This is a genomic window from Algihabitans albus, from assembly GCF_003572205.1.
In the GTDB taxonomy this organism is placed as follows: domain Bacteria; phylum Pseudomonadota; class Alphaproteobacteria; order Kiloniellales; family DSM-21159; genus Algihabitans; species Algihabitans albus.
This window is the reverse complement of the sequence record NZ_QXNY01000002.1, coordinates 1,025,645-1,052,198: the sequence shown is the minus strand read 5'-3', so window position 1 is coordinate 1,052,198 and position 26,554 is coordinate 1,025,645. Positions and strand designations below refer to the sequence as shown.

The 26,554-nt window shown below is 67.0% G+C and carries 22 protein-coding genes (1 of these 22 only partly in view); 19 read left to right on the top strand and 3 right to left on the bottom strand.

Annotation, left to right across the window (positions count from 1 at the left end):
- Positions 1-6 precede the first annotated feature (6 nt).
- The 5 genes from DBZ32_RS06520 (at position 7) to DBZ32_RS06500 (ending at position 8,317) form a co-directional block, all read left to right on the top strand.
- A complete protein-coding gene (locus DBZ32_RS06520) occupies positions 7-3,207 on the top strand; it encodes an efflux RND transporter permease subunit (RefSeq protein ID WP_119166248.1) in 3,201 nt (1,066 codons plus the stop codon).
- Positions 3,208-3,264: 57 nt separating this feature from the next.
- Positions 3,265-3,756, top strand: a complete 492-nt coding sequence (locus DBZ32_RS06515) for a YtoQ family protein (protein ID WP_119166247.1) — start codon at positions 3,265-3,267, stop codon at positions 3,754-3,756.
- A 158-nt stretch (positions 3,757-3,914) separates the two neighbouring features.
- On the top strand, positions 3,915-4,808 hold the full coding sequence (locus DBZ32_RS06510; RefSeq protein ID WP_119166246.1) for an MBL fold metallo-hydrolase: 894 nt from the start codon (positions 3,915-3,917) through the stop codon (positions 4,806-4,808).
- A gap of 30 nt (positions 4,809-4,838) precedes the next feature.
- Positions 4,839-6,539, top strand: coding sequence for a bifunctional protein tyrosine phosphatase family protein/NAD(P)/FAD-dependent oxidoreductase (locus DBZ32_RS06505; RefSeq protein WP_119166245.1), 1,701 nt, complete (start codon positions 4,839-4,841; stop codon positions 6,537-6,539).
- A gap of 8 nt (positions 6,540-6,547) precedes the next feature.
- On the top strand, positions 6,548-8,317 hold the full coding sequence (locus DBZ32_RS06500; protein WP_235830066.1) for a SulP family inorganic anion transporter: 1,770 nt from the start codon (positions 6,548-6,550) through the stop codon (positions 8,315-8,317).
- Positions 8,318-8,321: 4 nt separating this feature from the next.
- Here the strand turns inward: DBZ32_RS06500 and DBZ32_RS06495 are convergent, their stop codons facing one another.
- The gene (locus DBZ32_RS06495; protein WP_119166244.1) at positions 8,322-9,296 is read right to left on the bottom strand and encodes a LysR family transcriptional regulator; all 975 of its coding nucleotides are present in this window, start codon (positions 9,294-9,296) and stop codon (positions 8,322-8,324) included.
- 142 nt (positions 9,297-9,438) lie between these two features.
- On the opposite strand from DBZ32_RS06495, the gene DBZ32_RS06490 reads away from it, so the two are divergent.
- The 12 genes from DBZ32_RS06490 (at position 9,439) to DBZ32_RS22630 (ending at position 20,915) form a co-directional block, all read left to right on the top strand.
- Positions 9,439-10,689, top strand: coding sequence for a sarcosine oxidase subunit beta family protein (locus DBZ32_RS06490; RefSeq protein WP_119166243.1), 1,251 nt, complete (start codon positions 9,439-9,441; stop codon positions 10,687-10,689).
- A gap of 16 nt (positions 10,690-10,705) precedes the next feature.
- Positions 10,706-10,984 carry a sarcosine oxidase subunit delta gene (locus tag DBZ32_RS06485; protein ID WP_119166242.1) on the top strand — a complete coding sequence of 93 codons (279 nt, stop codon included), beginning with the start codon at positions 10,706-10,708 and terminating at the stop codon, positions 10,982-10,984.
- Positions 10,981-13,953: a sarcosine oxidase subunit alpha family protein gene (locus DBZ32_RS06480; protein WP_119166241.1), complete on the top strand. Its 2,973-nt coding sequence runs from the start codon at positions 10,981-10,983 to the stop codon at positions 13,951-13,953. Before DBZ32_RS06485 ends, DBZ32_RS06480 begins: the two co-directional genes overlap by 4 nt.
- Positions 13,946-14,569: a sarcosine oxidase subunit gamma gene (locus DBZ32_RS06475; protein ID WP_119166240.1), complete on the top strand. Its 624-nt coding sequence runs from the start codon at positions 13,946-13,948 to the stop codon at positions 14,567-14,569. Before DBZ32_RS06480 ends, DBZ32_RS06475 begins: the two co-directional genes overlap by 8 nt.
- Positions 14,570-14,628: 59 nt before the next feature.
- Positions 14,629-15,492, top strand: coding sequence for a dimethylarginine dimethylaminohydrolase family protein (locus DBZ32_RS06470; RefSeq protein ID WP_119166239.1), 864 nt, complete (start codon positions 14,629-14,631; stop codon positions 15,490-15,492).
- Positions 15,493-15,610: 118 nt separating this feature from the next.
- On the top strand, positions 15,611-16,714 hold the full coding sequence (locus DBZ32_RS06465) for an ABC transporter substrate-binding protein (RefSeq protein WP_162906597.1): 1,104 nt from the start codon (positions 15,611-15,613) through the stop codon (positions 16,712-16,714).
- 58 nt (positions 16,715-16,772) lie between these two features.
- Positions 16,773-17,816 (top strand): ABC transporter ATP-binding protein, encoded by a 1,044-nt coding sequence (locus DBZ32_RS06460; RefSeq protein WP_119166238.1) that lies wholly within the window; start codon positions 16,773-16,775, stop codon positions 17,814-17,816.
- Complete coding sequence (locus tag DBZ32_RS06455; RefSeq protein WP_235830065.1) at positions 17,813-18,679, top strand: ABC transporter permease; 867 nt, start codon at positions 17,813-17,815, stop codon at positions 18,677-18,679. The genes DBZ32_RS06460 and DBZ32_RS06455 overlap by 4 nt, the downstream gene beginning before the upstream one ends.
- Entirely contained in the window at positions 18,676-19,479 is an 804-nt protein-coding gene (locus tag DBZ32_RS06450; protein WP_119166237.1) for an ABC transporter permease, read from the top strand. The genes DBZ32_RS06455 and DBZ32_RS06450 overlap by 4 nt, the downstream gene beginning before the upstream one ends.
- Positions 19,476-20,252: a carbon-nitrogen hydrolase family protein gene (locus DBZ32_RS06445; RefSeq protein WP_119166236.1), complete on the top strand. Its 777-nt coding sequence runs from the start codon at positions 19,476-19,478 to the stop codon at positions 20,250-20,252. The genes DBZ32_RS06450 and DBZ32_RS06445 overlap by 4 nt, the downstream gene beginning before the upstream one ends.
- 43 nt (positions 20,253-20,295) lie before the next feature.
- Positions 20,296-20,721 (top strand): GFA family protein, encoded by a 426-nt coding sequence (locus DBZ32_RS06440; protein ID WP_119166235.1) that lies wholly within the window; start codon positions 20,296-20,298, stop codon positions 20,719-20,721.
- 68 nt (positions 20,722-20,789) lie between these two features.
- Positions 20,790-20,915, top strand: coding sequence for a hypothetical protein (locus DBZ32_RS22630; RefSeq protein ID WP_268877935.1), 126 nt, complete (start codon positions 20,790-20,792; stop codon positions 20,913-20,915).
- Between the two features lie 72 nt (positions 20,916-20,987).
- Here DBZ32_RS22630 and DBZ32_RS06435 read toward each other — a convergent pair whose 3' ends face one another.
- Together DBZ32_RS06435 and DBZ32_RS06430 are read right to left on the bottom strand one after the other, a co-directional pair.
- Complete coding sequence (locus tag DBZ32_RS06435; protein WP_119166234.1) at positions 20,988-23,225, bottom strand: xanthine dehydrogenase family protein molybdopterin-binding subunit; 2,238 nt, start codon at positions 23,223-23,225, stop codon at positions 20,988-20,990.
- 1 nt (position 23,226) lies between these two features.
- Entirely contained in the window at positions 23,227-23,679 is a 453-nt protein-coding gene (locus DBZ32_RS06430) for a (2Fe-2S)-binding protein (protein ID WP_119166387.1), read from the bottom strand.
- Between the two features lie 164 nt (positions 23,680-23,843).
- On the opposite strand from DBZ32_RS06430, the gene DBZ32_RS06425 reads away from it, so the two are divergent.
- Positions 23,844-24,632, top strand: a complete 789-nt coding sequence (locus DBZ32_RS06425; RefSeq protein ID WP_162906596.1) for an AraC family transcriptional regulator — start codon at positions 23,844-23,846, stop codon at positions 24,630-24,632.
- A 435-nt stretch (positions 24,633-25,067) separates the two neighbouring features.
- On the top strand, positions 25,068-26,554 hold the 5' portion of the coding sequence (gene glpK / locus DBZ32_RS06415; protein WP_119166231.1) for a glycerol kinase GlpK. 16 nt of this gene lie beyond the right edge of the window; 1,487 of the gene's 1,503 nt are visible here — the first part of the coding sequence; its start codon is at positions 25,068-25,070; the stop codon falls past the right edge of the window.

Below are 26,554 nucleotides of genomic sequence, written 5' to 3'. Positions count from 1 at the left end.
GGCCCGATGAACTTCGCCCACTTCTTCGTCGACCGGCCGATCTTCGCCACGGTTCTGTCCATTGTCACGGTGGTGACGGGCCTGATCGCCTTCTTCGCGCTGCCAATCTCCCAGTATCCGGAGATCGCGCCGCCGACTGTGGTGGTGAGCGCCTCCTATCCCGGCGCCAACGCCGAGACGGTGGCCGAGACCGTGGCGACGCCGCTGGAGCAGGAGATCAACGGTGTCGAGGGCATGATCTACATGTCCTCCTACTCCACCAGCGATGGGCAGGTGCAGGTCACCGTCACCTTCGCGCTGGGAACCGACCTGGATCAGGCGCAGGTTCTGGTGCAGAATCGTGTCGCCGTCGCCGAGCCGCGTCTGCCGGAGGAGGTGCGCCGCCAGGGCGTGACCACCCGCAAATCGTCCCCCGACATCATGATGGTCGTGCATATGCTCTCGCCGGACGAGAGCTACGACCAGCTCTATGTCTCCAACTATGCGCGCACCCGTGTCCGCGACGAAATCGTCCGGCTGACAGGGGTCGGCGATGTTCGGCTGTTCGGCGAGCGCGAGTTCTCGATCCGCGTCTGGCTCGACCCTGACAAGCTGTCGGCCTACAGCCTGACCGCCGCAGACGTCATCGAGGCGCTGCAGGAACAGAACGTCCAGGTGACCGGAGGTGCCATCGGGGCGCCACCTTCGCCCGACGGCACGCCCTTCCAGGTGACCGTCTCCACCCAGGGGCGCTTCTCCGACCCGCGCGACTTTCGCCGGATCATCGTCAACGCGACCGATGACGGGCGCATTGTGCGCGTGTGGGACGTGGCCCGGGTCGAGCTCGGCGCGCGCGACTACGTCACCAACAGCTACCTGAACGGCAAACCGGCGGTGGCGCTGGGCATCTTCCAGCGGCCCGGTACCAATGCCCTGGAGACCGCCGATCAGATCCGCGCCATCATGGAGCGGGTCTCGGGCGACTTCCCGCCCGGACTCGACTACGAGATCGTCTACAACCCGACCGAGTTCATCTCCGAGTCCATCGACGCCGTCTACTCGACCTTGTTCGAGGCCTTGCTGCTGGTCGTGCTGGTGATCCTGGTCTTCCTGCAGTCCTGGCGCACCGCCCTGATTCCGGTCGCCGCCATCCCGGTGTCGCTGATCGGAACCTTCCTGGCGATGGGCGCCATGGGCTTCTCGATCAACATGCTGACGCTGTTCGGCTTGGTCCTGGCCATCGGCATCGTGGTCGACGATGCGATCCTCGTGGTGGAGAACGTGGAGCGGAACATCCGCGACGGATTGTCCCCGCGCGAGGCCGCCCACCGCACGATGGACGAGGTCGGGACGGCGATCATCGCAACCTCGCTGGTGCTGCTGGCGGTCTTCGTGCCGGTCGCCTTCATTCCGGGAATCAGCGGCCAGTTCTATCAGCAGTTCGCCGTGACCATTACGGTCTCCACGGTCATCTCCACCTTCAACTCCCTGACGCTCTCGCCGGCGCTGGCCGCGCTGCTGCTGAGGCCGCACGATGCGCCGCGCCCGAAGTTCTTCTTGGCGCGTGGCCTGCTCTGGGCGGGCGATCGCTTCAATCGCGGCTTCGACCGTTTTAGCGGCGGCTATGCCGGCGGTGTCCGGACGCTGGTTGGCCGCAAGGCTATGCGACTGCTGATGCTGCTGGTTTTCGCCGGTCTGCTGTTCGGCACCGTCCAGTCGGTCAACAGCGTTCCGCGCGGTTTCATTCCCCAGCAGGACCAGGGCTACGCCATCGTCGTGGTGCAGCTGCCCGACGCCGCCTCGCTGAACCGGACCGACGAGGTGCTGCTGCGGGCGACCGATGTCGTGAGGGAGGTGCCGGGCGTGCTCAACGCCATCGGTTTCGCCGGCTTCTCTGGTGCCACCTTCACTAACGCGACCAATGCGGGCGTGATCTTCGCGACCTTCCAGCCCTTCGAGGAGCGCCTGGCCAACGGCCAGCCGGCCGGAGCGATCGTGGGCCAGCTTTTCGGCGCCCTGCAGCAGATCGAGGAGGCCTTCATCATCGCCATCCCACCGCCGCCGGTGCAGGGCATCGGCACCGCGGGCGGCTTCAAGATCCAGCTTCAGGAGCTCAACACGGCGGACATGCGCCGCGTCCTGGAGGCGGCCTATCAACTGGTCGGATTGGCGAACCAGGATCCGCGCCTGCAGCAGGTCTTCACCACCTTCAGTGCCTCCAGTCCGCAGATCTTCCTCAATATCGACCGGGTGCGCGCGCAGATGCTGAACGTGCCGATCGACAGCATCTTTCAGACGCTCTCAATGAATCTCGGGACGACCTACGTCAACGACTTCAACGCCTTCGGCCGGGTCTATCAGGTGCGCGCCCAGGCTGACACGCCTCACCGTCTCGATATCGCCGATATCGAGCAGCTCAAGGTCCGCTCAGTGAACGGCGCTCTGGTGCCGCTGGGCACGCTGGCCGACGTCGAACTGCGCTCGGGCCCGGACCTGGTGCAGCGCTACAATCTCTACACCTCCGTTCCGGTGCAGGGGGCCGCGGCGCCCGGGGTCTCGTCCGGCGATGCGCTGGATGCGATGGAAGAGCTGGCCGCTCAGGTCTTGCCCGGCGGCATGAGCTTCGAGTGGACGGAACTGGCGTTCCAGGAGCGGCAGACCGGCAATACGGCCGTCTTCATCTTCCTGCTCTCCGTGCTCTTCGTCTTTCTGGTCCTGGCCGCGCAATACGAGAGCTGGGTGTTGCCGCTGGCGATCATCCTGATCGTGCCGATGTCCGTGCTCTCGGCGATGATCGGCGTGATGACGCGCGGTATGGACAACAACATCCTGACCCAGGTGGGGTTGGTGGTGCTGGTCGCCCTGGCGGCGAAGAACGCCATCCTGATCGTCGAGTTCGCGCGTCAGGCTCAGGCCGAGGGCGCCTCGGCCGTTGATGCGGCCGTCGAGTCCTGCCGCCTGCGCCTGCGCCCGATCCTGATGACGGCCTTCGCCTTCATCCTGGGCGTCGTACCGATGATGATCGCGACCGGTCCGGGTGCCGAGATGCGCCAAGCCCTCGGCACGGCGGTCTTCTCCGGAATGCTCGGCGTCACCTTCTTCGGACTCTTCCTGACGCCGGTCTTCTACGTGGTGCTGCGCCTGATTTTCCCCGACCGCAGTCACGAGCCGAAGACGCAAGCCGCACCGCAGGGCGCCACGCCGCAGGCCGCGCCGGGGGATGACTAATCGCATGGCAGACCCCACCTCTGGCGTCTGAACGACATGACTTAGGGAAGACAGCGCATGAGTGGACGGACTTGGAAGATCTATCTCTCGGGTGAGATTCACAGCGACTGGCGCGAGCAGATCGCCGAGGGCGTCGCTCGTGCCAAGCTGCCGGTGGAGCTGACGGCGCCGGTGACGGTGCATGAGGACTCCGACGACTGCGGCGTTGTCATTTTCGGGGCCGAGGAGAACAAGGTCTGGCACGACCGCAAGGGCGCGCAGCTCAATGCGATCCGTACCGGCAGGCTGATCGCCGAGGCCGACGTCGTGGTCGTGCGTTTCGGCGAAAAGTACAAGCAGTGGAACGCCGCTTTCGATGCCGGCTATGCGGCGGCGCTCGGCAAGCCCATCGTCACCCTGCATCCGCCGGAGCACGATCATGCCCTGAAAGAGGTGGATGCGGCCGCCAACGCCGTGGCGCGCGCGCCGGAGCAGGTGGTGCAGGCCCTGGCTTACGTCATTCGGGGCGAGTTGCCGCAGTCGTCGGGACGGAAAGCTGCGGCGGAATAACGCTGTTTGCCGAATCTAAACATTATCACATTCGAATATATTGATATGGCTCAAATCACCGCTTAGCTGATTGGCGTAGAGGTTGCCTCTGCGGCTTTTCTCTCCTCGAGCAGCCGCGGGGAAACGTCCGATCAGCGAAAACCGGCGGAGACTGGGCTATGGAACTTACCTATCCGGTCGACACCTCGGTCAAACCCGAGGTCACGACCTTCTTCGAAGCGGCAACCAACACCTTCAGCTATCTGGTCAGGGATCCCGGCTCCAAGGCCTGCGCCATTCTGGACTCCGTGCTGGATTTCGATCCGGCCTCCGGACGCACGGCCACCGTCTCGGCCGACGAGATCGCCGACGCGGTCGAGCGCCAGGGCCTCGAGGTGACCTGGCTGATCGAGACGCATGTGCATGCCGACCACCTTTCGGCCGCGCCCTACTTGAAGAGCCGGCTCGGCGGCAGGATCGGCATCGGCGAGAAGATCGTCCAGGTGCAGGAGATCTTCGGCAAGGTCTTCAACGCCGGCAGCGATTTCCGGCATGACGGCAGCCAGTTCGACCGCCTGTTCCTGGATGGCGACACTTACGAGATCGGCGGCATGACCGCATTCGCCATGCATACGCCAGGGCATACTCCGGCCTGCATGGTGCATGTGATCGGCGATGCGGCCTTCGTCGGCGACACGCTCTTCATGCCGGATTCCGGCACGGCGCGCTGCGACTTTCCCGGCGGCGACGCCCGGACGCTGTTCCGCTCGATCAAGCGGGTCCTCGCCTTACCGCCGCAGACGCGTCTCTTCATGTGCCACGACTACGGCGCCAACGGCGGCCGCGAGGTCGCCAACGAGACCACGGTAGCGGAAGAGCGAGCCAAGAACATCCACGTCCACGACGGCGTGACGGAGGCGGACTTCGTGGAAATGCGCAGCGCCCGTGATGCGACCTTGGGCATGCCGCGGCTGATCCTCCCCTCGATCCAGGTGAACATGCGCGCCGGCGCGCTGCCGCCGCCCGAGGACAACGGGACCCGCTACCTGAAGATCCCGCTCGACGCGCTGTAGGCCCGCCGTTTTTCCGAAGGGAGCTCTGTCATGGAGCCGAAGATCGTCTCTTCGCGCCTGTCCGTGTCCGGCCAGATTGCCCCGTCCGACGTGGCGGGGCTGGCGACCGCCGGCTACCGCGCGATCCTCTGCAACCGGCCCGACGGCGAAGGCGCCGATCAGGCGACTTTCGAAGAGATCGCGGCCGAAGCCAAGAAAGCGAGGCTCGAGGCCCGCTACCTGCCGGTCGTCAGCGGCAAGGTCACCGACGAAGACGCCGCCGCCTTCGGTCGGGCCTTGGACGAGCTTCCGGGCCCGGTCTTCGCCTACTGCCGCAGCGGTACCCGCTCGGTCACGCTTTGGTCGCTGTCCCAGGCCGACGGGCTGGAGCTGACCGAAATCCTGCAGCGGGCCAAGTCGGCGGGCTACGACATGTCCGGTGTGGTGCGCCGGATCGCCAACGGCGGCAAGACGCCGGTCGACCGTGGCGACGCCAGCTACGACGTGGTGATCGTCGGCGGCGGGGCCGCCGGCATCTCGGTGGCCTCCAGCCTGCTGCAGCGCCGCCACGACCTAGAGGTGGCGATCATCGACCCGGCCGATATCCACTACTACCAGCCCGGTTGGACCCTGGTCGGCGGCGGCGTCTTCCGGCCCGGCGAGACGGTGCGCACCATGGCCTCGGTCATCCCCAAGGGGGTGCACTGGCTGAAGGCGGCGGTCGCGGCTTTCGAACCGCAAGAGGACGCGGTGATCCTGGACGGCTGCCGGGTGGTGAAGTACGGGCGTCTGGTGGTTTGCCCTGGCCTGAAGCTGGATTGGGACAGCATCGACGGACTGGTCGAGACCCTGGGCAAGAACGGCGTGACCTCCAACTACCGCTACGACCTCGCGCCCTACACCTGGGAGCTGGTGCGGCAGCTTCGCTCGGGGACCGCGCTCTTCACGCAACCCCCGATGCCGATCAAGTGCGCCGGCGCGCCGCAGAAGGCGCTCTATCTCTCGGCGGACCACTGGCGGCGGTCCGGCCGGCTGAAGGACATGGACATCGGTTTCTACAACGCCGGTGCGGTGCTGTTTGGCGTCAAGGAGTACGTGCCGCCGCTGATGAGCTACGTCGAGCGCTATGGCGCCCAGCTGAACTTCAAGCACAATCTGACCGCCGTGGACGGAGCTGCCAGGAAAGCCTGGTTCACCAGGACAGACGACGACGGCAACAGCGAGACGGTCGAACGCGACTTCGATCTGTTGCACGTCTGTCCGCCGCAGACGGCGCCGGACTTCGTTCGGGTCAGTCCGCTGGCCGACGCGGCCGGCTGGCTCGACGTCGATCAGTCGACCCTGCGGCACAAGACCTTCGGGAAGGTCTACGGTCTGGGCGATGTGACCAACGCGCCCAACGCCAAGACCGCCGCGGCGGCCCGCAAGCAGGCACCGGTCGTGGCTCAGAACCTGCTCTACGACATGGGCGAGACAGGCTATCAATCCCACTATGACGGCTACGGTTCCTGCCCCCTGACCGTCGAGCGCGGCAAGATCGTGCTGGCCGAATTCGGCTATGGCGGCAAGCTGCTGCCCAGCTTCCCCACATGGTTGATCGACAGCCGCAAGCCCAGCCGCCTGGCCTGGTTGCTGAAGGAACGCATCCTGCCGCCGGTCTACTGGCAGGGGATGCTGAAGGGCCGCGAGTGGATGGTGAAGCCGGAGCGTCTGCCGGAAGTGCCGATTCCCTCGGAACAATCGGGACGCTAGGCGCCGCCGTGAGCAAAGGCGTTTTTCTGGCGCGTGTCGGCCGCTGGCTGCCGATCCTGCAGTGGGGGCGAAGCTACGGTCGGGACGCAGCCCTGAACGACCTGGTGGCGGCGATCATCGTCACCATCATGCTGATCCCGCAGTCGCTGGCCTACGCACTGCTGGCCGGGCTGCCGCCGGAGGTCGGGCTCTACGCCTCCATCCTGCCGCTGATCGCCTATGCAGTCTTCGGTACCAGCCGAGCCTTGGCGGTCGGACCGGTCGCGGTGGTGTCGCTGATGACGGCGGCGGCGGTCGGTCAGGTGGCGGCTCAAGGCACGGCCGACTACCTGACCGCAGCTATCGTGTTGGCGCTGTTGTCGGGTCTCTTCCTCATCGCCATGGGCCTGTTCCGACTGGGCTTCCTGGCCAACTTTCTCAGCCACCCGGTGATCTCCGGTTTCATCACGGCCTCCGGTCTGATCATCGCCACCAGCCAGGTGAAACACCTTCTCGGGATCGCGGGCGGCGGTCATACGCTGGTCGATCTGCTGGTGGGCCTGGCGCGCGGGATCGGCGAGACCAATCTGCCGACCCTGTTGATCGGGGGCGGGGCCTTGGCCTTTCTCTTTTGGGTGCGCAGCTCCCTGAAACCACTGCTGCTGCGCTTCGGTCTCCACCGGCGTCTCGCCGAGGTGATCGCGAAGGCCGGGCCGGTCCTGGCCGTGGCGGCGACCGTTGCCCTGACGGCGGGCCTGGATCTTCAGCAGGCCGGCGTCGCCATTGTCGGCCAGGTACCCCAGGGCCTGCCGCCCTTCGCGGTGCCGCTCTTCGATCTGCAGCTTTGGCAGTCCCTGTTGATGCCGGCGGTGCTGATCTCCATCGTCGGCTTCGTGGAGTCCGTCTCCGTGGCGCAGACCCTTGCGGCCAAGCGGCGCCAGCGGATCGATCCCGATCAGGAGCTGATTGGGCTGGGCGCCTCGAACGTCGCCTCCTCCCTGTCCGGCGGCTACCCGGTCACCGGCGGTTTCGCACGCTCGGTGGTCAACTTCGATGCCGGCGCCGCGACGCCGGCGGCCGGCGCCTTCACCGCCGTCGGGATCGCCCTGGCGACCGTCTTCCTGACGCCGCTTCTCTTCTACCTGCCCAAGGCGACCTTGGCCGCGACCATCATCGTCGCGGTGCTCTCGCTGGTCGACTTGGGTGCGTTGAAGCGAACCTGGATCTATTCCAAGGCCGACTTCGCCGCCATGGCGGCGACGATTCTGCTCACGCTGGTCTACGGAGTGGAGGCGGGTATCGTCGTCGGGGTCGGTCTGTCGGTTGCCCTCTACCTTTTCAAGACCAGCCGGCCGCACGTCGCCGTGGTCGGGCAGGTGCCTGGGACCGAGCATTTCCGCAACGTGTTGCGCCACAAGGTGATCACCAGCGAGACCGTGGCAACCCTGCGGGTCGACGAGAGTCTCTATTTCGCCAACGCCCGCTATCTGGAGGACAAGGTCTACGACCTGGTGGCCGCCCAGCCGCAGCTCGAGCACTTCATCTTGATGTGCCCGGCGGTCAACGAGATCGATGCCAGCGCCCTTGAGAGCCTGGAGGCGATCAACCATCGTCTCAAGGATGCCGGCGTCACCTTTCATCTGTCCGAGGTCAAGGGGCCGGTGATGGACCGCCTGCAGCGGTCGCCTTTCCTGGAGGAGCTGACCGGCCAGGTCTTCCTCAGCCAGTACGAGGCCTTTCGTACACTTGCCAGCGACTCGACGGCCGAACCCGATGCTGCCTCTCAGGCCGCGAAGTAGGCAGCTAGCGGCCGTCCGTCTCCGGTGGCCTGGTCTCGGGCGGCACCGTCAGGCATTGGGCCAGCAGTGGGTCCAGTCGTGTCGCACGTGGCAAGGCTTCGTCGCGCAGGATGCGGCGGCAGGTGGCCGCCAGCGTTTCGGCCTCCAGGTCGCAGCGGCCGGGCCGCGCGATTAGCAGGAAGGCCTTGGTCAGGCGTGGGCCGGGCAGGGGGGCGAGGCGGATCCTGGGCAGCCAAGTCTGGCCCTGCAGCACGCAAAGCGGTGTCGTGATGGCGAAGCCGCGGGCCGCCGCGACCATCGCCAGGGTCGGCTCGGCGTCGTCGAACTCCATGCGCCTTGGCGGCGTCAGGCGCAGGCGGGCGAGATGGCGCTCGACCTGTTGCCCGATCGCCGAGCGCGCGGAGTAGCGGATCAGATCGACCTCGGCGCAGAGACGCTCCAGCCGATCCAGCGGTCCGGCATAGCTTTGCGGGACGGCCAGCAGATAGGTTTCGCGGCAGATCTCCTCCTGCAGCAACGGCAGTCCGCGCGGTCGGACGGGTTCGGAGATGACGGCGAGATCGAGCGCGCGCTCCAGGAAGGACTCGACGATTTCGTGGCTGAGACCAGCCTGAAGCGACCAGACCTGGGCGAGCCCGTCCAGCGTCGGCACGATGCCGGGGCCGACGGCTGCGCAGATCGAGTCCACCAGCCCGAGCTGAAGGCGCGAGAGACCCTGACCGGAGGCGCGCCCGACCAAGGCGCGCAAGCGCTCGGCATCGGCCAGCAGCGTCCGGCTCTCGCCATAGAGCGTTTCGCCGGCTGCCGTTGGGCGCACCGGTTTGCGGCTCCGGTCGAGCAGCTCCGTGACCAGGTTGGCCTCCAGGGCCTTCACGGCTTGCGAAACGGCGGACTGGCTGATCCCGAGCCGGGCGGCTGCCCGGCTCATGGAGCCAGCCTCGATCACGGTGGCGAAGAGCTTCAGGCTGTTCAGATCCATCCGATAAATATAAGTGATATCAAACTTAATCTGCAATTTATCTTCAGTTAAAAAGTGCAGCGAGAGCTTGCTCTATCAAGAGATCGCAGGATCGAGGAGTCGGATCCGAGATCGCGGAACGTGAGCAGGAGACCGCCGGCCCTTGCGCTACGGGTGGCATTCCATCGTCAAACAGGCCTTCGGAGGGCTGGCCTGCGTTGCGCCGGCCTGGCGCGAGCCTGAGCCGAAGCCCGCCTACGACGTGGTGATCGTCGGCGGTGGCGGTCATGGCCTCGCCACGGCCTATTACCTGGCCAAGGAGCACGGCGTTGCCAACGTCGCGGTGCTGGAGAAGGGCTACCTCGGCTCCGGCAGTGTCGGGCGCAACACCACCATCGTGCGCTCCAACTACCTGCTCGACGGCAATGTCCAGTTCTACGAGAAGTCGATGCAGCTCTGGGAAGGGCTGGAGCAGGATTTCAACTTCAACGCCATGGTCAGCCAGCGCGGGGTCCTGAACCTCTATCACTCGGACGCGCAGCGCGACGCCTATGCCCGGCGCGGTACGGCCATGCGGCTGCACGGGATCGACGCGGAGCTGCTGAACCGCGAAGGGGTGAGGGCCCTAGTGCCCTTCCTCGACTTCGACAACGCCCGCTTCCCGATCCACGGCGGCCTGCTGCAGCGGCGCGGCGGTACGGTGCGTCACGACGCCGTCGCCTGGGGCTACGCGCGCGGCGCCGACAGCCGTGGCGTCGACCTGTTGCAGAACTGCGAGGTCACCGGCATCTCGGTCGAGAGCGGCCGCGTCACGGGGGTCGAGACCTCGCGCGGCCGGATCGCCTGTACCAAGCTGGGGCTGGCGACGGCCGGCAATTCCTCGCGTACGGCGGCCATGGCGGGGCTCAAGCTGCCGATCGAAAGCCATGTGCTGCAGGCCTTCGTCAGCGAGGCGATCAAGCCCTACCTCGATCAGGTCGTCACCTATGGCGCCGGCCATTTCTACGTCAGCCAGTCCGACAAGGGCGGGCTGGTTTTCGGCGGCGACATCGACGGCTACAACTCCTATGCCCAGCGCGGCAACCTGCCCATCGTCGAGCATGTCATCGAGGCCGGCGTCGCCATGCTGCCCGGTGTCTCGCGGCTGCGTCTGCTGCGGTCCTGGGGCGGTATCATGGACATGTCCATGGACGGCAGTCCGATCATCGACAAGACGCCCGTCGAGGGCCTCTATCTGAACTGCGGCTGGTGCTATGGCGGCTTCAAGGCGACGCCCGCCTCGGGGTGGTGCTTCGCCCACACGATTGCCCGGGACGCGCCGCACGCGCTGAACGCCAAGTTCCGCCTGGACCGCTTTCGCGGCGGCCGGGTGATCGACGAACGCGGCGGCGGTGCCCGCCCGAACCTGCATTGAGGGAGAGAGGAAAGCGATGCTGATTTCCTGCCCCTTCTGCGGGTCCCGCGCGAGCGAGGAGTTCACGGTCCTCGGCGATGCGACGCCGCGGCGGCCCGAGACTCCCGAGGCCGATCCCGAAGCCTGGTACGACTACATCTATCTGCGGAACAACCCGCGCGGCCGGCATCGCGAGTTCTGGCAGCACGTCGGGGGCTGCCGCGCCTGGCTGGTGGTGGAGCGGGACACGGCGACCCACGAGATTCACACGGTCGAATTGGCACGCGACGTCGCGCGTAAGAGGGACGGATCGTGAGCGGCTACCGCCTGGAGAGCGGCGGGCGGATCGACCGCGGCCGGCGTCTCGGCTTCACCTTCGACGGCGAGGCTTTCGATGGTCACCCCGGCGATACGCTGGCGAGCGCGCTGACGGCGAAGGGGGTGCGGCTGTTCGGCCGCAGCTTCAAGTACCACCGTCCGCGCGGCCTGCTGACCGACGGGCCGGCCGAGCCCAATGCGCTGGTGGAGCTGCGCGGCGGTGCCCGGCGCGAGCCCAACAGCCGGGCCACCACGGTCGAGCTCTACGACGGCCTGGAGGCGACGAGCCAGAACGCTTGGCCGTCCCGCCGCTTCGATATCGGCGCGCTCAACCAGCTTCTCTCGCCCTTCCTGCCCGCCGGCTTCTACTACAAGACCTTCATGTGGCCGGCCGCCTTCTGGGAACGGGTCTACGAACCGCTGATCCGCCGCGCCGCCGGCCTCGGCCGCGCCAGCCACGCGCCCGATCCCGACACCTACGAGAAGGGCCATCTGCACTGCGACCTGCTGGTGATCGGTGCCGGACCTTCCGGCCTGATCGCGGCCTTGGCCGCCGCCCGCGCCGGTCTGCGCGTGATCCTGGCCGACGATCAGCCTGAGGCGGGCGGGCGTCTGCTCAGCCGTTCGGCGCCCTTCGGCGAGCAGGAGGCATTGGCCTGGCGCGACGACGTTCTGGCGGAGCTGGAGGCCGCGCCGAAGGTACGGCTGTTGCCGCGAACCACGGTGTTCGGCTGGTACGACGGCAACGGCTTCGGCGCGTTGGAGCGGGTCGCCGATCATCTGCCGGTTCCGCCCGCCCATCTGCCACGGCTGATCTATTGGCGGATCCAGGCCGGACGAGCGCTGCTCTGTGCGGGGGCCGAGGAACGACCCCTGGTCTTCGGCGGCAACGACCGCCCCGGCGTGCAGCTCGCTTCCGCTGGCCAGGCGTTGGCCGCACGCTACGGTGTCGCGCCGGGTCGTAAGGTCGCGCTCTTCGTCAATGGCGATAGCGGCTACCAGGTCGCCCGCGACCTTCAGGCCGCCGGTGTGGCCTTGGCCGGTCTGGTCGATGCGCGGCCCAAGGTGCCGGCCGATCACGGTCTCGAATGCCAGGTGTGGCGGCAGTCGGTGGTGGCCGACACCAAAGGCGGCCACCCGTTCGGCGACCTCGCGCTCCAGGGTATCGATCTTGTCGAGCGGGCGCACGGGCGGCGGGTTACGCTGGAGTGCGATACGCTGTTGATGTCGGGCGGCTGGAATCCCACGTTGCATCTCACCTGCCATCGTGGCGCCAAGCCGGTTTGGGACGAGGAGCTTGCGGCCTTCCGGCCGGCAGATATCGGCGCCGACTTGCGTGTCGCCGGTGCCGCCTCCGGTCATATGACGACCGCGGCCTGCTTCCAGTCCGCTTTGGCGGCGGTGGCCTCGGTCTGCCAAGATCTGGACCGCGCGATGCCTCAGGTCGCGGCGCCCTCCTGTCCGGAAGAACCCTGTGCGGTGACGCCGCTCTGGTGGGTCGGGGAGTCTAAGGGCAAGGCCTTCGTCGATTTCCAGAACGACGTCACCACCAGGGACATTCCCCTGGCCGTGGCCGAGGGCTACCGCTCGGTCGAGCTGATGAAGCGCTATACGACGCTGGGCATGGCGACCGACCAGGGCAAGCTGTCCAACGTCAACGGCCTGGCGATCCTGGCTGAGGTCACGGGACGGCCGATCCCCGAGGTGGGGACCACGACCTATCGCCCGGCCTATGTGCCGATCCCGCTGGGCGCGCTGGCGGGACCGCACGTCGGGCCGGACTACAGGCCGGTCCGCCGCTCGCCATTGCATCGTTGGATGTTGCGCCAGGGTGCCGAGATGATCGAAGCCGGCGCCTGGATGCGCCCCTCCCACTATCCGCGCGGCGCGGAGGACTGGTTCGCCGCCATGTGCCGCGAAGTGCGCGCCGTGCGCAGCCGCGTCGGCCTCTGCGATGTCTCTACCTTGGGCAAGATCGATGTCCAGGGCGCGGACGCGGCCGAATTCCTCAATCGCGTCTACTGCAACGGCTGGAAGACCCTGCCGGTCGGCAAGGCGCGCTATGGCCTGATGCTGCGGGAGGACGGTTTCGTCTTCGACGACGGCACCACCAGCCGTCTGGGCGAGCAGCACTACCTCATGACCACGACCACCGCCAATGCCGGTCCGGTCATGGCGCACCTGGAGTTCTGCTTGCAGGCGCTCTGGCCGGATCTCGACGTACAGGTCGCCTCTGTCACCGACCAATGGGGCCAGGTGGCGCTGGCCGGCCCGCAGTCGCGGAAAGTATTACAGCGCATGCTCGACGGCCTCGACGTCTCCAATGAGGCCTTTCCTTTCCTGGCGGCGGCCGAGACCACGGTGCTGGGCGGTCTGCCGGCGCGTCTCTTCCGCATCTCCTTTTCCGGCGAGCTGGCCTATGAGATCGCGGTGCCGGCGGATTACGGCGAGGAACTGGCGGATGCCCTGCTGCGCTATGGCGCCGATTTCGGCATCCAACCCTACGGCGGCGAGGCACTCTCCACTCTGCGCATTGAGAAGGGCCACCCGGCTGGTGGCGAGCTGGACGGCCGCACCACTGCGCAGGACTTGGGACTGGGCAAGATGCTGTCGGGCAAGAAGGACTACATCGGCCGCGCCATGAGCCGGCGCGAAGCTTTCGAGGACCCCGAGCGGCCGGTTCTGGTCGGCCTCAAGCCGGTGAGCCGAGGCGCCAAGCTGCGCGCCGGCGCCCACCTGCTGACGCCGGGCGAGAGGCCCTCGGTCGAGACCGACCAGGGCTTCCTCGCTTCCGTCGCCTATTCGCCGATCCTGGAGTCCTGGATCGGTCTGGCCTTTCTCAAGCGCGGGCGGGAGCGGCTGGGCGAGGAGGTGACGATCTACGATCCGCTGCGCGAGGGACTCTATCGCGGTGAGGTCTGCGATCCCGTCTTCGTCGATCCCGATCACGAGCGTCTCCATGCCTGAGGTCCGCGCCGCGCGCCGTCTCGGCTCCCTGGCCGGCATCGCCCTGCCGACCCGGGTTGAGGTCGAGGGGGAGGTGGAAGTGACGCTCGCCGTGTCGCTGGCTCCCTCGATCGTGACAGTCGAAGCCCGGCCCGGTGCAGGCGCGGAGATGGCGCGGCGGATCGCCGAGCGCTTCGGGAGCATGCCGGAACCGGCTCGCTGGATCGGACCCGCGCCGTTGGTTCTGCACAGTGCTCCCGACAGTCTGTTGGTTCTGGCTGAACACCGTCCGGAAGGAGAGTTGGCCGACGAGCTGCGGGCCTTGCTGGGCGAGACCGCATCTCCTGTCGACAACAGTCATGGCCGTGCGCTGATTCGCTTGGCCGGACTCAAGGCGCGCGATCTTCTGGCCTTCGGCACGGCGCTCGATCTGGCGCCGGAGCGCTTCCCCGTCGGAGCCGGAGCCGCCACGCTGCTCGGCCACATCGCCGTCACCCTGCTCCTGCGTGATGACGCGCCGGAGACCGGGCCGGTCTTCGAGATCGTCGTGGCACGCGGTTTCGCCGAGAGTCTCTGGGAGTGGCTGATCGGACGCGCTGGCCGCTTCGGCTACGAGGTGACCGCGCCCGACGGTTAGGGCAGGATCCGGTTTCTCGAATCGAAGCAACTGGCGAATAGAAACAGCGGGAGCGGGCGATGCAGCAGACGTGGCGTTTGGAGTCGGAGACGGGGCGGCTGCGCGAGGTCCTGCTCTGTCGGCCCGATCACTACGCCTGGCAGCCGACCAACAGCATCGCGCAGAAGACTCTGGCCGAGGGGACGCGGTCGCCGACCCAGGCGGATCTGGTGGCGCAGTACGACGGCTTGGTACGGGCGCTGGAGGCGGCCGGTGTCGTCTGCCGCTACAGCAAGCCCGAGGCGCATCTGCCCTATCAGGTCTATACCCGGGACTCCTCGCAGATGACGCCGTGGGGTCCGGTGATCACCCAGCTCTACCGGCCGCAACGGCGCGGCGAGTATGCCAGCGTCATCGACTTCTACGGTCAGGCGGAAGGTGTCTGGCGCTACTCGACCCGAGGCACTCTGGAGGGCGGGGACATCCACATCATCCGTCCCGGCCTGCTGCTGGTCGGCTACTCGGGCGAGCGGACCGACGCGGCGGGCGCGCGGCAGTTCGCCGACTGGTTCGCGGCCGAGGGCTGGGAGGTGCGGCTCCAGCCTTTCCCGGAGCACTTCCTGCATCTGGACGTGCTCTTCTCCATGGTGACGCCCTCGCTGGCCCTGGCTTGCCGAGAGGTGCTGGACGGCGGGTTGCTGGATTGGCTGGAAGCCAGGCAGATCCGGCTGATCCCGGTCGGCTACAAGGACGCCATGACCATGGCCTGCAACGTGCTGGCGCTGGGCGACGACAGGGTCATCTCGGCGGCCCATGCCACGGCCGCCAACGCGGCGATGAGGGCGGAGGGCATCGAGGTGATCGAGTTGCCGCTCGACCTCTTCACCCGGGGCGGCGGTGGCGTCCACTGCATGACCATGCCGCTGCTGCGCGATCCGCTATAGGGATCGGGTCTGAAAGCTCAATTTATATGCAGTGCAACATCTTGAGCCGGCGAAGGTTTATCCGTAACGTCTGCCCTAAGAGCGCTCGACGCTCACAACGAACAGGGAAAGCGATTTCATGACGAAGAAGACGAAACTGCCGGGCAGCCGCGTCAGCCGCCGCACGGTCTTGGGCGGCCTTGGCGCCGCCGCCGGTGTCGCGGCGGTCGGCATGCCGGCCATTCGGGCCCGCGCGGCCGAGCCGCTGAAGGTCGGCGTCTACGGCGGCTACTTCCAGGACTCCTTCGACCAGTTCATCTTCCCGGACTTCACCGCCGCGACCGGTATCGAGGTGGAGTCCGTGGCCGAGCCGACCGGCGAAGCCTGGCTGGTTCAGCTCGAACAGGCGGCGCGGGCCGGCCGGGCGCCGGCCGACGTGAACATGATGGCGCAGACGCCGATGCTGAAGGGCCAGTCGACCGAGCTCTGGATGCCGCTCGACGCGTCCAAGCTGCCGCATATGGAAAACCTGCTCGAGCAGTTCGTCCATACCTATCCGGACGGGCGCATCGACGGCATCGGTGCGGTGGCCTGGTACATCACGCTGGTGAGCAACAGCGACGTCTTCGCCGAGGCGCCGACCTCTTGGGCGGACATGTGGGCCGAGGACAAGGAGGACACGCTGGGCCTGCTGGCCCTGGCGACCAACTCCTTCCTGCTGGAGATCACCGCCGAGACGCACTTCGGCGGCCAGGATATCCTCGGCAGCGACGAGGGGATTCTGGAAGTGCTCGCCAAGCTGGCCGAGCTGAAGCCGAACGTGAAGCTCTGGTACCGCGACGAAGGGCAGTTCCAGCAGGCGCTGCAGACCGGCGAAATCCCGATGGGCCAGTACTATCACGACGTGGCCGGCCTCGCGGCGGCGGAAGGCTTCCCCGTGCGCTCGACCTTCCCGAAGGAGGGCGGCGTGAACGACTCCGGGAGCTGGGCCGTCACTCGCGCCTCGACCATGGCCGAGGAGGCGCATGTCTTCATCGATTACATGTGCCAGCCCGAGATCCAGGCGTCGCTGTCCCGCAACGTCGGCACGGCTCCCACCGTGAAGCGCGACCTGCTCGATTTGACCGAGGAAGAATTCTCGGCGGTGGCCAGCGACATTGCGCCGATCATCCCGAACTACCGGATGTACGTGGAGCGCGGCGACTGGCTGGAGCAGCAGTGGATCGAGACGATCACCAGCTGATGACGGCGATCCGCAGAAGGGGCGGCCGACCGTACGGCCGCCCCGCCCGCTAGCCCCCATGGCGGAACTTCGCCTGGAGTCCGTCGTCAAGCGCTTCGGAGCGATGACGGCCGTCGATCACATCGACCTGACGGTACCCGAGGGCTGTTTCGTTTGCCTGCTGGGTCCCTCCGGCTGCGGGAAGACCACTCTGCTGCGCATGATCGCGGGGTTGGAGGCGCCCAGCGACGGGCGTCTGCATCTCGACGGGGAGGACATCACCGACCTGCCGGTCCACAAGCGCGACTTCGGCATGGTCTTCCAATCGCTGGCGCTCTTCCCGCATCTCAGCGTGGCCGAGAACGTCGCCTATGCACTGGCGGTCCGGGGCAGCGACAAGGCCGCGCAACGCGCGCGCGTCGCCGAGTTGCTGGAGCTGATCCAGCTTCCGGACATCGCGGCGCGCCAGGTCGCGCAGCTTTCCGGCGGTCAGCGTCAGCGCGTGGCCATCGCACGGGCGCTCGCCGTCGATCCGCGCCTGTTTCTGCTGGATGAGCCCCTGAGTGCTCTCGATGCCAAGCTGCGCGAGGCTTTGCAGGTCGAACTTCGGCTGCTTCAGCGGCGGCTCGGCATCACCACCATCCTGGTCACCCACGACCAGCGCGAGGCCATGACCATGGCCGACACCATCGTGGTGATGGAGCAGGGACGAGTGCAGCAGGCCGGCAGTCCGCTGGAGATCTACCGTAACCCCGCCAACGCCTTCGTCGCCGACTTCATCGGAACCTCCAATCTGCTCGAGGGCCGCGCCCGCGGCGGCGGACGGATCGAGCTGCCCGGCGGCGAAGTCGCCGTGTCGGGCGGTCCCGAGAGCGGCGCCGTCACCGCCTCCATCCGGCCGGAGGATCTGCGTCTGGGCGCCGCCGATGCGGCCGGCGCCAACCGCCTGCCGGGCGAAGTGATCTTCGTGCGCGATGTCGGACAGACGGTGGAAACCCACATCGACTGCGCCGGCCAGCGCCTGGTCGCTGTCGACATACCTGAGGGCGATCCGCTCTTCGCCAGCGGCGACCGGGTCACGGTCGAGCTGCCGGCCGAGGCCATCGTGGTCTTCGCCGCGTGAGTTCGACGCGACCAGGGGCGATCCCTCGCACGCTGGGCGACCACGCGCCGGTGCTCTATCCGGCGCTGATGCTGCTGATTTTCTTCGTGGTGCCCTTCGGCATCATGGTGACGATCAGCTTTTTTCAGCGGGTACCGGGCGGCTTCTACGAACCCAGTCTCACCTTCGACAACTACGCGCGCTTTCTCTCGGCCTTCTTCGGCAACGTGCTGGTGTTTTCGCTGGGTCTCTCGGCGCTGGCGGCGGCGATCTGCGTCGGCCTGGGCTTTCCCTTCACCTACCTGCTGACCCGGCTGGAGCGGCGGCGGCAGATCGTCTGGCTGGTGTTCCTGTTGTCGGTCCTCAGCCTCTCCGAGGTGATCGTCGGTTTCGCCTGGTCGACCCTGCTCAGCCGCTCGGCCGGCCTCTCGAACCTCCTGGTCGCCGTCGGACTGCTGGAGCAGCCGGAAAGCTGGTCGCCCGGTTTTGCCGCTTTGCTGGTCGGCATGTGCTACCTGGCTTTCCCTTACACAGTGCTGCTGCTCTATCCGACACTGGTCCGTTTGGACCGCGAACTGGTGGAGGCGGCCATGACCATGGGGGCCTCGCCGCTGCGGGCCTTCTTCACGGTCGTCGTCGGCGCGTCGCGCAACGCCATCCTCTCGAGCCTGATCCTCGCTTTCGTCTTCACGCTGGGAATCTATCTGCTGCCGCAACTGCTCGGTCGGCCGCAGCACTGGACCATCTCGGTGATGATCACCGATCAGACGATTTTTCAGTCGAACCTGCCTTTCGGCGCGGCCATGGCGATCTTCCTGATGCTGGTCAGTCTCGCACTGGTCGGTCTGACCTTGCTGCTGGGGCGCAGGAAGGTGGCCGCATGATCGGGGTCTGGGGCATTCGTCTCTTCATGGGCGCGATCGGACTGGTGCTGGTCGCGCCTCTGGTGGTGATCGCCGGCGTCGCCCTGAACGAGGGCCGCGTGCTCTACTTCCCGCCGCGCGGCTTCAGCCTGCAGTGGTTCGCCGAAATCCTGAGGGACGATGGCTGGTCGAACGCACTTCTGAACTCCCTGTCCATCGCCCTGCTCTCCGCGACGCTCGCGGTCTCCATCGCCCTGCCTTTGGCCTACTTTCTCTGGCGCTGGCGGGTGCGCTATGCGGCGGCGCTCTACACCCTCGGCACCGCGCCCTTTGTGCTGCCCCCGGTGATCTCGGCGCTCGGTTTCCTGGCTTTCTGGGCGACAGTCGGGCTCTACGGCGACTTCGTGACCGTGGTGATCAGCCATGCGATCTTCTTCGTTACCCTGCCGATGGTCACCATCAGTCTCGGCTTTCAGTCGATCGACCTCAGGCTGGTGGAGGCGGCGGCCACCATGGGCGCCACGCCCGGACAGATCTTCCGCAGCGTCATCTTCCCGCTGGTCCGCCCTTACATCGTCAGCGGTTTCGCCTTCGCCTTCGTGCTGAGTCTCAACGAGTATATCGTCGCCTACATGGTCGCCGGCTTTACGGTCGAGACCTTGCCGATCAAGATCTTCAACTCCCTGCGTTACGGCTATACTCCGGTGATGGCGGCAGTCGCCGTGGTCTTCGTCGCCGTTGCGCTTCTCGTCTTCGGCTTGATCGCGCGCTTCGGCAATCTGCCCCGGTTGCTTGGCGCCTTGCAGGGGCGTGAGACATGAAGATCGCGCTCCTCCAGACCGCCGGTGCCGGATCGGTGAGCGGCAACCTGGATCTGCTGGAGGCCAAGGCCGCCGAGGCGGCGGGGCAGGGTGCCCGGCTGCTGATCGCGCCGGAGCTGTTCCTGACCGGCTACAACATTGGCGCGCGTACCCGGGAGCTAGCGGAACGGGCCGGCGGTCCCGCCGCCAGCCGTGCCGCAGAGATCGCGGCCCGGCAGGGCCTGGCGCTGCTCTTCGGCTTTCCGGAAGCGCAGGGAGACGAGGTCTATAACGCCGTCCTCTTCGTCGACCGCGACGCGGCCCGAGCGGTTTACCGCAAGGCACACCTCTTCGGACCGGGCGAGCGGACGCACTTCGCGCGCGGACCCGGCCGGCCGCCGCTGATCGAACTGGACGGCCTGAAGGTCGGGTTGCTGATCTGTTACGACGTCGAGTTTCCAGAGGCGGTCCGCGCTCTGGCGGTCGAAGGAGCCGAGCTGATCGCGGTGCCGACCGCCCTGATGGCGCCCTACAGCATCGTCGCCGATACGGTGGTTCCGGCGCGGGCCTACGAGAACGGCGTCTTCCTCGCCTACGTCAATCGGGTCGGGACCGAAGGCGACCTGACCTACGTCGGCCGTTCGGCACTGGTTGGACCGGACGGTGCCGAGCTTTGCCGGGCCGACGCCGAGAGCGAGACCTTGATGACCGTCGAGATCGACAGGCAGTCGATCGCCCGGCTCCGGGAGATCAATCCTTATCTCGCGGATCTGCGCCGAGACCTTTATCCTTAGACACTCGTGGTTCGCCACGAGAGGACATCAGAGGGAGGAGCAAATGTCGGACGCAACGGAACGCCGGGGGCAGTGTCTCTGCGGTGCGGTCAAGATCACGGCCAAGAGCGCGAGCAGCAGCGCGGGCGCCTGTCACTGCTCGATGTGCCGGCGTTGGAGCGGCGGGCCGCTGCTGGCCGTCGACTGCGGGACTGACATCGCGATCGAGGGGGAAGATCAGGTGAAGGTCTTCGATTCCTCGGCCTGGGCGGAGCGTGGCTTCTGCGGCAGCTGCGGAACCCATCTTTTCTACCGGCTGAAAGAGAACGGGCAGTTCATCGTCCCCGCGGGCCTCTTCGAGAACGAAGAGGGTCTCGTCTTCGATCATCAGGTCTTCATCGATGAAAAGCCGGCCTTCTACGATTTTTCCAACGAGACGGAAAACATGACTGGTGCCGAGATCGCGGCCAAGTATGGCGTCTCCATCTAGACCGGGTTGAAGACAGGCGACCTCGCTCCGCGAGGCCGGCTGTTCCCAGCTTCCCGAGAGAGGAAGAGATGGGCATTCCCCCAGCTCTGTTTATCTGCCTGTTCTTCGCCGGCCTGGGCATCTTCCTGATCGGCGTCGGCTTTGTCTGGTGGGTCTCGCTGCAAGCCCGCGCCATGAAACGTTCGGAAAGTTAGCAAGGCTCGGCCCGCCATGACGGCGGCGAACCTTGCCGGCATCTCTGTAGCGCGCCTGGGCGACCTTCCGGACTAGCTGGCCAAGGCCTCCAGCACCCGGTCCGGCGTGAAGGGCAGGTGGCGCAGCCGCTTGCCGGTCAGGGCGTGGAAGGCATTGGCCACCGCTGCGGAGGTCATGGGCGTACCGACTTCGCCCATGCCGGTCGGCGGGCCGTCGCTGACCTGGAACTGTACTTCGATCTCCGGCACTTCGTTGGCGCGCAGGATTTCGTAGTCGTAGAAATTGTTCTGTTCGACCTCGCCGTTGCGGATGGTGATCCGCTCCCTCAGGGCGCTGCCGAGGCCGTAGATGATTCCGCCCTCGACCTGCGCCTGGGCGTTGTCGGGGGAAATCACCAGGCCGCCGTCCACGGCCGACCAGAAGCGGTGCACCGCGATCCGTCCGCTGTCGCGGTCGAGCGATATCTCCGCGATGCCGGCGGCCATGGTATCGCCGTAGCCGGCAAAGGACAGGCCGAGCGCGCGGTCTCCGACGGCGCCGGTTTGCGGTCTATCGCTCCAACCGGCCATCTCGGCGACCCGTTCCAGCAGGCGGCGTCCGCGCGGATTGTCCCGCAGCAGGTCCAGGCGGAAGGCCAGCGGATCTCTGCCGGCGGCCTCCGCCAGTTCATCCATGAAGGCCTCCGCCGCGAAGCTCGTGTAGCTGGCGCCGATGGCCCGCCAGGGCGCCAGCCGCGCGCGGCGTTCGGTGATGACGTGTTCGGCCAGAAAGTCGGGGATGCCGTAGAACTTACTCTCGGCACCGCGCATGGAGATGATGTCGCTGGGGTCGACCTGTTCCCAGCGCAGGGGGTTGAAGTAGGCGATCACCGAGGGCGTGGCGACCCGATGATGCCACCCGGCGAGCTGACCGTCGGCGGTCAGGCCCGCCCGCAGCTTCTGAGCGGCGGCCGGCCGGAACCAGCCGAACTTGATATCGTCCTCGCGCGTCCAGACCGTCTTCACGGGGCGGCCTAGGGCCTTGGAGACGAGCAGGGCGTCGCGCAGGTATTCCTGGGTCAGCGCGGTGCGCCGTCCGAAGCTGCCGCCCATGGTCATCATGTGCAGACGGATCCGGTCGGGCGTAGTCTCCAGCACGTCCGTGATGGTGCGGACGGTCCAGCTTTGCGTCTGGCTGCCGGCCCAGACCTCCGCGCCCTTGCCGTCGGCGTCGACCGCGGCGACCGCGGCCATCGGCTCCATCTGCGCGTGGTAGGCGTAGTCCGACAGGTAGTCGGCCTCCAGAACGCGCTCGGCCCCGGCGAGCGCCGTTGCCGCGTCCCCTTCGCTGCGCCAGGGCGCGCTCTTGTGATCCGGGTCGGCGGCGGCGTCGACATAGCTCGCCAGGTCGACCTCGCTATCGAAGGCGCGGGCGGGAGAGTCCGCGCTCCAGACGACCTGCAGCCGCTCTCTTCCGGCCAGCGCGGCCTCCAGGCTGTCCGCTGCCACGGCAACCCCGTCCGGCAGCGCCACGGTCTGCAAGACGCCGGCCACGCTCAGTGTTTCGGTTTCGTCGATCTCCCGCGGCGTCTCGCCCTCCACCGGACTGCGCAGCACTGTGGCGTAGATCATGCCGGGAACCCGCACGTCGATGGCGTAGACTTCCGTTCCCCGGCTCTTGGCCGGGACGTCGCGGCGCGGCACGCTCTGGCCGATCAGTCGGTAGGCACTGCGGGGTTTCAGGTCGCTTTCGGCGATCTCCGGAATGGCGAGCGCAACGGGAGGCAGCGCCGCGATCTCGCCGTAGCTCATGCGGCGGCCTGTCTCCGGATGGGCGACGACGCCGGGTTCGGTGACCAGAGAGTCGCGCGGGACCGACCAGTGATCCGCCGCGATCTGCAGGAGCAGTTGCCGGGCCTGCGCTCCGGCCTTGCGCAGGGGGTCGAAGTAGCCGGAAACGCCGGTACTGCCCGCCGTATAGAGCACGCCGCCGAATAGCGGATTGCCGAAGGCGCGGTCGTCCCGGTCCAACTGCTCGACTCGCACCTGGTCCCAATCGGCATCCAGTTCTTCTGCCAGGATGACGGGGAGGGCGGTCGAGCTGCCTTGGCCCATTTCGGTCGAGGGAAAGACGATGGTGATGCTGTCGTCGGCGGCGATTCGGACCCAGATGTTGGGCTCCAGATCGTCCATTGCCGCGCTGTCGGTTGCGGACCAGGCGACCTGCGTCAGACCGCTGCTGCCGACCGCGAAGCTCAGGGCGGCGGCACCGCCCAAGAAGCTGCGGCGGGACAGGCGTGGGATGGGTGACTCCGAAGTCAGGCGGATCATCTCACGCCTCCCTGGCGGCGCGCTGCACGGCCCGGACGATCCGGTTGTAGGTGCCGCAGCGGCAGAGGTTCATGCTCATGGCCTCGCGGATCTCGCCTTCATCGGCGTCGGGCGACTCGTTCAACAGGGCGGCGGCGCGCATGATCTGTCCGGACTGGCAGTAGCCGCACTGGGGCACCTGCTCGGCCACCCAGGCACGCTGCAGCGGGTGGTCGCCATCCGCGGACAGACCTTCGATCGTGGTGACTTCGCGGCCCGCGACATCCCCGACCTGGGTCAGGCAGGAAAAGGCCGGCTGACCGTCGAGGTGCACCGTACAGGTGCCGCACATCCCGGCGCCGCAGCCGAACTTGGTGCCGGTCAGTCCCAGATGCTCGCGTAGCACCCAGAGCAGCGCGGTCTCCGGCGGCGCCCCGCTCTCGACAGCCTCTCCATTCACGGTGAACTGCGTCATTCCGCTCTCCTGCATTCCAGGGTGTTTCTCACCGTGGTTCGGGAACCGCGTCCCCGCTCTTTCGCATGGGCTTCATCGAGCCGGTGTTTGCTTAGATGTTTGATCTGGGGCTTGGAGCCCCATCTATCTTCCGAGACTCGGTCAAACTTTTCGGAAGATCGGTCATGTCAGGCCTGGAGCGTCATCCCGCCGACAGTGCGGCAAATCCCGTCGTTGGCGAAGTCTGGAATCACCCGGGCCCCCGCCGCGTGGCGCGCCACAGCCACGGACGCGGACAGCTCATTTATCCCGAGCGTGGCTGCGTATCGGTGGAAACCGACGAGGCGCTCTTCGTGGTGCCGCCGCACCGCGCCGTCTGGGTGCCTCCCGGCACGCCGCACGGGGCCTGGTATCCGCGCGAAGTGGCCTTCCGCGGAATCTTCATCGCACCGGCTCTCTGCGCCGACCTACCGCCGCGCTGCACCGTCGTTCAGGTCGATCCGCTGACCCGCGAACTCATTCGCACGGCGGCGCAGATGCCTTGGGACTATGCGGCGGCGGGGCCGGAGGCCCGTATGGTACGGGTCCTGCTCGACCGCCTGATTGCCTTGCCGGCCAGCCCTTTGCTTCTGCCGGAGGGCAAGGATGAGAGGGTTCGCCGCGTCATGCGGATGCTGCGGGCCAATCCGGCCGACGAGCGCTCTTTGGGCGGCTGGGCGCAGGTCGCGCATGTCAGCGAACGCACGCTGGCCCGCCGCTTTCTGGCCGATACCGGAATGTCCTTCACCGCCTGGCGCCAACAGCTTCGCGTCGTCCTGGCCCTCGAGCGTCTGGCGGCCGGCGATCCGGTCACCACCGTCGCGCTCGACCTGGGCTACCGGACGCCGGGTAGTTTCACGACCATGTTCAAGAAGGCGCTGGGCGTTCCCCCGAGTGCCTATTTCGACCGCTCCGGGATTGTCGCGAGACGCTGAAGCCGCAGACCGAAAGAACGGCCCCCTCACGCCGGTGAGAGGGCCGTCATTGCTTTCGGAGGCCGAGACTTTGGCGGTTCAGGAGTCCCAGCCTTCAACCTTTTCGCTGTTGTCCGCCATCCACCGGCGCGCGGCATCGCGGCGCCAGTGGATGGCTGGGCGTCTCGTGCGGCCTTTCCAAAGAACGCTATCGTCGGATTTCGGATACTTCTTCGTCACCCGTCCGGGCCGACAAAGGGAGAAACCGATCGCCGCGTTTCTGGACTGGCTGAGGCGGGAGCGAAAGGCGGTGACCTTCAGTCCCGATTGAACCAGCGGCTGGCGGTTGCGAGTCGGCGCCGTCCGCGTTAGGTCGAAAGACGTAAAAACGGATTGCACGGTCCTTGCTGTTCAAGCTGCGAGGCCGAACGCGCACCATCACTAGGGAGGCAGGTCTTGAGTCGCGAAGCCCCTGTCCTGGCCATCGACCAGGGCACCACCTCGACGCGCGCCATCGTCTTTGCCGCGGATACCTCGATCCTGGGCCAGGCGCAGCAGGAATTTCCGCAGTACTTTCCCCATGCCGGCTGGGTCGAGCACGACGCCGAGGAGATCTGGGAGACCACGCTCGCCACGGTGCGCGGCGCGCTGGAGGCCGCCGGGCTGGAAGCTGGTCAACTGCCCGCGCTCGGCATCACCAACCAGCGCGAAACCGTGGTGGTCTGGGATCGGCGCGACGGCAAGCCGATCCACAAGGCGATCGTTTGGCAGGACCGGCGTACCGCCGGTCTCTGCCACGACCTGAAGGAGGCGGGGCACGAAGCCCGCGTGACGGCCAGTACGGGCCTGCTGCTCGATCCCTACTTCTCGGCCACCAAGGTTGCGTGGCTGCTGGAGGAGGTCGAGGGCGCGCGGGAGGCGGCGGAGGCCGGGCATCTCGCCTTCGGCACCATCGACAGCTTTCTGATCTGGCGTTTGACCGGCGGCCGGCTGCATCTGACCGATGCAACCAATGCGGCGCGCACGCTGCTGTTCGACATCCACCGCCAGGTTTGGGACGCCGAGTTGCTAGAGCTTCTGCGCATTCCCGCCGCCATGATGCCCGAGGTCAAGGACTGCGCCGACGATTTCGGCACCTGCGATCCGGCCCTGTTCGGCGCGCCGATTCCGATCCGTGGCGTCGCCGGGGACCAGCAGGCGGCCACGGTCGGCCAGGCCTGTTTCGAGACCGGCATGATGAAGTCGACCTACGGCACAGGCTGCTTCGCGCTGATCAATACCGGCGCGCGGCCGGTGGCTTCCGGCCACCGCTTGCTGACCACCGTGGCCTATCGTCTCGACGGCCAGACCACCTATGCGCTCGAGGGCTCGATCTTCGTGGCCGGCGCCGCCGTGCAGTGGCTGCGCGACGGCCTCGGCATCATCGAGCGGGCGGCGGACAGCACTGCACTGGCCGAGACCGCGGATCCCGAACAACAGGTGATCCTGGTACCGGCCTTCGTCGGGCTCGGGGCACCCCATTGGGATGCCGAGGCCCGCGGTGCGATTTTCGGACTGACCCGCGGGTCCGGGCCGAAGGAGTTGGCCTTGGCGGCGCTGGAGGCCGTTGCCTTTCAGACCCGCGACCTGATCGAGGCGATCCGCGCCGACGGCGCACTCGATCAGGATCTGGTGCTGCGGGTGGACGGCGGCATGAGTGCCAGCGACTGGACCCTTCAGCGCCTGGCCGACATTCTAGGGGCTCCCGTCGACCGGCCGACGGTGTTGGAGACGACTGCGCTGGGGGCCGCCTGGTTGGCCGGTCACGCCGCCGGGGTCTGGCCCGACCGAACCGAGTTCGCCTCCGGCTGGAAGCTGGATCGCCGTTTCGAACCGCAGATGCCGGCAGACCTGCGCGAACGGCGATTGGCGCTCTGGCACGACGCCGTGCGTCGTACTTTGAC

What these genes read in the sequence shown, in the direction of transcription:
- DBZ32_RS06515 (WP_119166247.1), top strand. Translation starts at nt 3,265, where the DNA reads ATGAGTGGACGGACTTGGAAGATCTATCTCTCGGGTGAGATTCACAGC.
- DBZ32_RS06460 (WP_119166238.1), top strand. Translation starts at nt 16,773, where the DNA reads ATGGCGGAACTTCGCCTGGAGTCCGTCGTCAAGCGCTTCGGAGCGATG.
- DBZ32_RS22630 (WP_268877935.1), top strand. Translation starts at nt 20,790, where the DNA reads ATGGGCATTCCCCCAGCTCTGTTTATCTGCCTGTTCTTCGCCGGCCTG.
- DBZ32_RS06450 (WP_119166237.1), top strand. Translation starts at nt 18,676, where the DNA reads ATGATCGGGGTCTGGGGCATTCGTCTCTTCATGGGCGCGATCGGACTG.
- DBZ32_RS06495 (WP_119166244.1), bottom strand. Translation starts at nt 9,296, where the DNA reads ATGGATCTGAACAGCCTGAAGCTCTTCGCCACCGTGATCGAGGCTGGC.
- DBZ32_RS06465 (WP_162906597.1), top strand. Translation starts at nt 15,611, where the DNA reads ATGACGAAGAAGACGAAACTGCCGGGCAGCCGCGTCAGCCGCCGCACG.
- DBZ32_RS06435 (WP_119166234.1), bottom strand. Translation starts at nt 23,225, where the DNA reads ATGATCCGCCTGACTTCGGAGTCACCCATCCCACGCCTGTCCCGCCGC.
- DBZ32_RS06425 (WP_162906596.1), top strand. Translation starts at nt 23,844, where the DNA reads ATGTCAGGCCTGGAGCGTCATCCCGCCGACAGTGCGGCAAATCCCGTC.
- DBZ32_RS06445 (WP_119166236.1), top strand. Translation starts at nt 19,476, where the DNA reads ATGAAGATCGCGCTCCTCCAGACCGCCGGTGCCGGATCGGTGAGCGGC.
- DBZ32_RS06440 (WP_119166235.1), top strand. Translation starts at nt 20,296, where the DNA reads ATGTCGGACGCAACGGAACGCCGGGGGCAGTGTCTCTGCGGTGCGGTC.
- DBZ32_RS06520 (WP_119166248.1), top strand. Translation starts at nt 7, where the DNA reads ATGAACTTCGCCCACTTCTTCGTCGACCGGCCGATCTTCGCCACGGTT.
- DBZ32_RS06485 (WP_119166242.1), top strand. Translation starts at nt 10,706, where the DNA reads ATGCTGATTTCCTGCCCCTTCTGCGGGTCCCGCGCGAGCGAGGAGTTC.
- DBZ32_RS06505 (WP_119166245.1), top strand. Translation starts at nt 4,839, where the DNA reads ATGGAGCCGAAGATCGTCTCTTCGCGCCTGTCCGTGTCCGGCCAGATT.
- DBZ32_RS06475 (WP_119166240.1), top strand. Translation starts at nt 13,946, where the DNA reads ATGCCTGAGGTCCGCGCCGCGCGCCGTCTCGGCTCCCTGGCCGGCATC.
- DBZ32_RS06510 (WP_119166246.1), top strand. Translation starts at nt 3,915, where the DNA reads ATGGAACTTACCTATCCGGTCGACACCTCGGTCAAACCCGAGGTCACG.
- DBZ32_RS06470 (WP_119166239.1), top strand. Translation starts at nt 14,629, where the DNA reads ATGCAGCAGACGTGGCGTTTGGAGTCGGAGACGGGGCGGCTGCGCGAG.
- DBZ32_RS06430 (WP_119166387.1), bottom strand. Translation starts at nt 23,679, where the DNA reads ATGACGCAGTTCACCGTGAATGGAGAGGCTGTCGAGAGCGGGGCGCCG.